The organism is Liberiplasma polymorphum (genome assembly GCF_043951795.1).
Classification (GTDB): domain Bacteria; phylum Bacillota_I; class Bacilli_A; order Izemoplasmatales; family Izemoplasmataceae; genus Liberiplasma; species Liberiplasma polymorphum.
Genome location: NZ_JBIOAG010000002.1, coordinates 83,379 through 89,378, shown reverse-complemented (window position 1 = coordinate 89,378; position 6,000 = coordinate 83,379). Strand labels below are relative to the sequence as shown.

Sequence of the window (6,000 nt, the reverse complement as noted above, 5' to 3'; positions counted from 1 at the left end):
TCATAAAATAAAAGAAAACGATGAAACATGTTTCATCGTTTTCTTTTATTGTGCTATAATTAAAAGCAATAAGGATGTGATGTAGTATGATTCCTAAATTATGGGAAGACATCGTTGTGCAAAGTTATAAGCATAACACAAAACTTCATCGCATATGGGCACACGCTACCGTCATTGATATGAATCAAGACGCAATCGTGATTGCAAATTACCGTACGAAAGTGATCGAATCAAACGGCAGATTTTGGTATACCAAAGAACCTTCTGTCACATGGTTTTTTAAAGAACGTTGGTTTAATGTGATTGGCATTATAAGAACAACGGGCATTTTTTATTACTGTAATATCGCATCGCCTTATATGATTGATGAAGAAGCACTAAAGTATATTGATTATGATTTAGATGTAAAAGTTGCTCCAGATTATGCTTACTCTATACTTGACCGAAAAGAGTATAACAAGCATAAAGTCAAAATGGATTACCCAAGCGACTTAAAAAAAATTCTTGAATCAGAACTTAATGTGTTAAAAGACATGATTGAAAAAAGAATTGGACCTTTTGAAGAAGGGATTGTCGAAAAGTACTATCAACTTTATTTAGATAACGCAAAAAAGGTTGAAGAAAACGAAGACGATTAAACATCATTAAACACTGTAAAGTACAAGGAGGATTTACTTGTTCCTCTGTACTTAAACAGTGTTTTTAAATGGCTTTAACTGTAATTGAAACCTTATTTATAAATATTATAGGTAGAATTGACAATTTGCACGGGCTTAGTTATACTTAATTCGTAGTAAAAAAACAACTTTATAAAAATTATAAATAGGGAGAATACATAATGAGAAAGAGTTTCATGCTTCTTTCTGTAATGGCTGTTTTTTTTATGCTAAGTGCATGCCAACTTGGTGTAAATACATCGGATAACGTTGTGACAGTATTTTCAGAAAGACACTATGACACAGATCGTGATTTATACGAACGATTTACAGAATTAACAGGGATCCAAGTAAATTTAGTAAGAGACGGGGCAGACCAGTTAATTACTAAATTACAAAATGAAGGAGAAGATTCACTAGCAGATGTTTTAATTATTGCTGATGCAGGAAGACTTCACCGTGCAAAAGATATGGGCTTATTACAATCAATTGAATCAGAAATTATTGAAAGTAATGTTCCAGAAAATTATAGAGATATAGATTCACAGTGGTTTGGACTAACGATGCGCGCAAGAGTATTTGTTTATCATCCTGACCGTGTTGATGTAAATGATTTATCTACTTATGAAGCTTTAACCGAACCTCAGTGGCAAGGCCGCATTGTTACAAGAACGAGTACAAATATTTATAACCAAAGTCTAATGGCTTCTTTTATCGAAATAATGGGAGAAGAAGGGGCACGTACTTTTGCCCAAGGATTAGTTGCTAACTTCGCAAGAGATCCTCAAGGCAATGACCGTGACCAAGCAAAAGCTGTGGTCGAAGGGATTGCTGATGTTGCAATTATGAATACTTATTATATCGGAAGAATGTTACATTCTGAAGACCCCTTTGAACGTGAAGTAGGCGAAACGGTTCGCATTTTCTTCCCAAATCAAGCAACCACTGGAACACACGTAAACGTTAGTGCTGCAGGGGTTACAAAATATGCACCAAATAAAGAAAATGCAATTAAACTAATTGAGTTCTTAACAAGTATAGAAGCACAAAGTGCTTATGCAGGTGCAAACTTTGAATATCCAGTTAACCCTAATGTTGAACCACATGATTTACTTAAATCATGGGGGACATTTACGCCACAAGATATTCCATTAACTGTTTTAGGAACAAATGCTTTTAAAGCAACAACATTAATGAATGAAGTCGGTTGGAAATAGACTTTAAGAAACGAGTGTTACTATGCTTAAACAACTCAAACACAAACTTAATATTTTTACTGTTGTAAGCATTATTGCGGGATTACTTATTGTAATTCCGCTTTTAAACATTTTAATTGAAGTGTTTTCTCCAACGACTGAAGCCTGGGTTCATATTAGAACTTTTCTCCTTGCTGAATACATTAAAAACACTTTCATATTAATCTTTTTTGTGGCTATATTTTCTGCAATAGTCGGTGGATTTGCGGCTTATGTAATGGTACGCTATGATTTTAAAGGAAGAAAATACCTCAACTGGATGTTGGTCCTTCCTTTGGCTGTTCCTTCATATATTGCAGCGTATATCTATGCAGATATGACGAGTTATACTGGGACGTATTCAAGGTTCATGAGAAGTCTAAGTTTACCTTCTTCACTCAATTTAATGAATATGTCTGGTGCTGTATTTATCTTTGTGATTACGTTATATCCTTATGTCTATATGCTTACACGAAGTTCAATCAGTAAACAAAGCGCTTCATTTTTAGAAAGTGCCCGTTTATTAGGCGCATCTAAATGGCGCGTGTTATCCCGAATTGTTATCCCATTACTACGACCAGCGTTGGTTGCCGGGACATTACTCGTTGTATTAGAAACACTTAATGATTATGGTGTGGTTGCTTATTTTAATGTAAGAGTATTTAGCTTTGCGATATTCAATACGTGGTTTTCACTAGGTGATGTTACAAGTGCTATAAGATTAAGTGCAGTCTTAATGATTATTGTTTTTTTAATTATATTTTTAGAACGCGCAATTCGTGGAAAAAGACGTTATAATATCCATTCAAAAACCAGACCAATTCAACGTGTGCCATTAACCGGTTACAAAAAGATTCTTTATCCTGGGTTGTTATGGCTAACGTTTGGCTTAGGGTTTATTGTCCCAATGGGTCAACTCTTATGGTATTTTACATTGACGTTTAAAAAAACGTTTAGATTAGATATGTTTTATATCATTATTAACTCATTAACGATTGCGATATTTGCGACTATTATTGTTGTTATTATTGCTATAATGCTGGCTAATTTCAACCGTGGACGTCAGTCAAGTATAAAAAAATCGTGGCTAAAAATTACAAACTTAGGCTATGCGATACCTGGGGCTGTAATTGCGGTTGCGGTCAATATATTTTTTATTGATATAGACCGTGCTATGTACCCACTTTATAGACTTTTTAACCCGGATACAGGTCGTCTTGTTTTAAGTATGTCGTTATCTATGTTAATATTTGCCTATGTACTAAGGTTTATGGCAATTGGATATAATAGTATAGAAGCAAGCTATGATAAAATTGGTGAATCATTCACAGAAGCTGCTTATGTATTAAAAAGTAGTAAAATAAAAACCTTACTTAAAATTGATCTTCCCTTATTAAAACCAGGGATTATTAGTGCCGCAATCATCGTATTTATCGATGTAATTAAAGAATTACCACTTACTTTAATACTTAGGCCCGCAAATTATGATACACTAGCTAGTTTAGTTTATGAATACGCTAGTGATGAAATGTTACAAGAGTCCTCTTTGGCGGCCTTAGTAATGATTTTAGTCTCAAGTCTATTAATTTATATTCTTACCCATCAAAAGAAAAAAGGAGCGCTGAATTATGTACGTAAAGATTGATGAATTATCATTTAGTTATGATAGAAAAACTAAAGTCTTGCAAGAGATTTCTTTTGGTATGAACGAAGGTGAGATTGTTGCTATATTAGGCAGTAGTGGCTCAGGTAAAAGCACTTTATTAAGAGTGTTATCAGGTCTTGAAATGCCTAATAAAGGAAAAATCACGATTAATGAAGAAACGATGTGTTCAACGGATATTTATATTGATGCGGAAAAACGCGAAGTAGGCATGGTTTTTCAAGATTATGCTTTATTTCCTCATATGAATGTTTATAAAAACATCTTATTCGGACTGAATCACTTACCTAAATCTTGTAGAGCTAACCGAGTAGATGAAATGTTAGACTTAGTTAATTTACCAGAGAAAAAATTAAGTTATCCACATGAACTTTCAGGCGGTCAAATGCAAAGAGTCGCTCTTGCACGAGCCCTTGCACCGAAACCCAAAATGTTACTGTTAGATGAACCATTCAGTAATTTAGATGCCGATTTAAAGATGAAAATCCGTCAAGATTTAAGACGCATTATTAAAGCTTCAAAAATGACTAGTATTTTTGTGACACATGATTATGAAGATGCCTACGATATAGCAGACCGTATTGTTTATTTAGAAAATGGAAAAATTGTTAGAGAAGAAATTATTGATCAAAAAGATAAAACCGCACATTAAAGGTTTTATCTTTTTTTATTTGCAGTATAATTAATAAGGGAGTGATTTGATGGAAATTAAAAAAATAACAGATTATAACATCAGCGAACTCAAAGCATTATACGATGCTTTAGAATGGTATTCTTATACAAAAGATATAGAAAAGTTTGCAGAAATGTTTACACATTCATTAGGTGTATTTGCCGCTTTTGATGATGATTTATTAGTCGGTTTAATACGTGTAATAGGGGATAAAACACACATTTTATATATTCAAGATATTTTAGTCCTGCCAAGTTATCAAAGAAAAGGAATTGGTAAAAAATTATTAAAACATGTAACCACCATTTACAAAGACGTAAGACAAAAAGTTCTTATCACTGATGCAGATTCTGTTTCTGCAAATAAGTTTTATGAAAGTGTTGGATTTAAAAAAAATACAGATTATAAAATAAATTGCTATTTACGTTTTGATTAAGCGGAAATTCAGCTTTATTTTTCTTATTCATGGTACAATGTAAGTAATAAAGGGGGTTACCATATGCAAAAAAAAGCATTTTGGATTAGTATATTAATTGCAATATTAGTCATATTTTTATTAGTATTTGTATCAAACGTTATCAGTGTAGGTGAACGCTTAAGAAGTATTCATTTATATCTTGAATATGGGTTTTACGGACTCGCCTCGATTGTTTTATATGTTTTAGTCATTAATCCACTACGTGTCATCTTTTTTGCGCCAACCTTTTCAATCGATGTTGAAGGTGATCCTAAAAAGAACGCTAGAAGTTACAAGGCTGCAGCAAAAAATTTACTTCGTTCAGATAAAATAAATGAAGATGATAAAGTGTTACTTCGTAACCATATGAATGACGAAGTCGAGTTGCCTAAAGCTTTAAGAGCTGTTTTTAACGGGACTATTCGTAAAGAGATTGATAAAATCATTATCAAAAACTCAAAAACGGTTTTAGTGACTACAGCGATTTCTCAAAATGGCCAACTAGATATGTTTTCAGTAATATTCACAAACATTAAAATGGTTAAAGAAATTGTTGTTGCTTGTGGATTCAGACCCAATTATATTAATTTAGCAAAACTAAGTGCAAACGTTGCGGTAACTGCAATGATTGCAGAGGGTTTAGAGGATGTAAATTTTCATGAAATGTTGCCTTCTAAAGTTGGCGAAGCCATCACTGATTTGCCAATGGTTCGAACAGCTACGAATTCTATCTTCCAAGGAATCTCTAACGGTATGTTAACGTGTAGAATAGGAATTGTAACACGTAAATATTTATTCCAGGACAATCAATTAATGAGTAAAACCGAATTGCGTATGCAAGCGTATAAAGAATCATTTAAACTGATGCCAATAGTGATTGCAGAAGGGCTTTATACTTTCCCAAAAAGCATCGTAAATTTTGCGTTAAGACCATTTAAGAAAAATCCATTTAAAGCTGCAGAAGAAGCTTTATAAAAAAAGCACACCGAGGTGTGCTTTTATTTTGGTGCAGGTCGTTTGAATGTATAAGAATCTCCGGTTAAGTAGCTATCGTAAGTAGAACGGCTTACTTTAATTTCAGTCGTAGTCATAAACGGGGGACTTTCTTCTAGTATTAATTCATATTCAACATTAAAAAAATAAGCGCCATCACGGGTAAACTTTTGAGTAATAATGCCTTCAACTTCAATAGAATCATTATCTATACAGCTAACTAAAAGTGTAAGTGAAGCAAAAAGTAAAATTAAGATACTAAATTTTTTCATAAGCCCTCCCTATATATATCTTAAATATACGCTTAAAAATCCAAATTGTCA

General features: G+C 33.0%; 7 protein-coding genes. 6 read left to right on the top strand and 1 reads right to left on the bottom strand.

The features are described from left to right. The first annotated feature begins 86 nt into the window (after positions 1 to 86). The 6 genes from ACHAJD_RS01035 (at position 87) to ACHAJD_RS01010 (ending at position 5,659) form a co-directional block, all read left to right on the top strand. Complete coding sequence (locus tag ACHAJD_RS01035; protein ID WP_435583984.1) at positions 87 to 638, top strand: DUF402 domain-containing protein; 552 nt, start codon at positions 87 to 89, stop codon at positions 636 to 638. A gap of 200 nt (positions 639 to 838) precedes the next feature. Further along, the gene (locus tag ACHAJD_RS01030) at positions 839 to 1,873 is read left to right on the top strand and encodes a Fe(3+) ABC transporter substrate-binding protein (protein ID WP_435583983.1); all 1,035 of its coding nucleotides are present in this window, start codon (positions 839 to 841) and stop codon (positions 1,871 to 1,873) included. A 22-nt stretch (positions 1,874 to 1,895) separates the two neighbouring features. Further along, entirely contained in the window at positions 1,896 to 3,536 is a 1,641-nt protein-coding gene (locus ACHAJD_RS01025) for an ABC transporter permease (protein ID WP_435583982.1), read from the top strand. Next, on the top strand, positions 3,520 to 4,206 hold the full coding sequence (locus tag ACHAJD_RS01020) for an ABC transporter ATP-binding protein (RefSeq protein WP_435583981.1): 687 nt from the start codon (positions 3,520 to 3,522) through the stop codon (positions 4,204 to 4,206). The genes ACHAJD_RS01025 and ACHAJD_RS01020 overlap by 17 nt, the downstream gene beginning before the upstream one ends. A gap of 49 nt (positions 4,207 to 4,255) precedes the next feature. Beyond that, positions 4,256 to 4,663, top strand: a complete 408-nt coding sequence (locus ACHAJD_RS01015; RefSeq protein WP_435583980.1) for a GNAT family N-acetyltransferase — start codon at positions 4,256 to 4,258, stop codon at positions 4,661 to 4,663. 63 nt (positions 4,664 to 4,726) lie between these two features. Next, positions 4,727 to 5,659, top strand: coding sequence for a DUF697 domain-containing protein (locus ACHAJD_RS01010; protein WP_435583979.1), 933 nt, complete (start codon positions 4,727 to 4,729; stop codon positions 5,657 to 5,659). Positions 5,660 to 5,682: 23 nt separating this feature from the next. Here ACHAJD_RS01010 and ACHAJD_RS01005 read toward each other — a convergent pair whose 3' ends face one another. Further along, a complete protein-coding gene (locus ACHAJD_RS01005) occupies positions 5,683 to 5,949 on the bottom strand; it encodes a hypothetical protein (RefSeq protein ID WP_435583978.1) in 267 nt (88 codons plus the stop codon). Positions 5,950 to 6,000 lie beyond the last annotated feature (51 nt).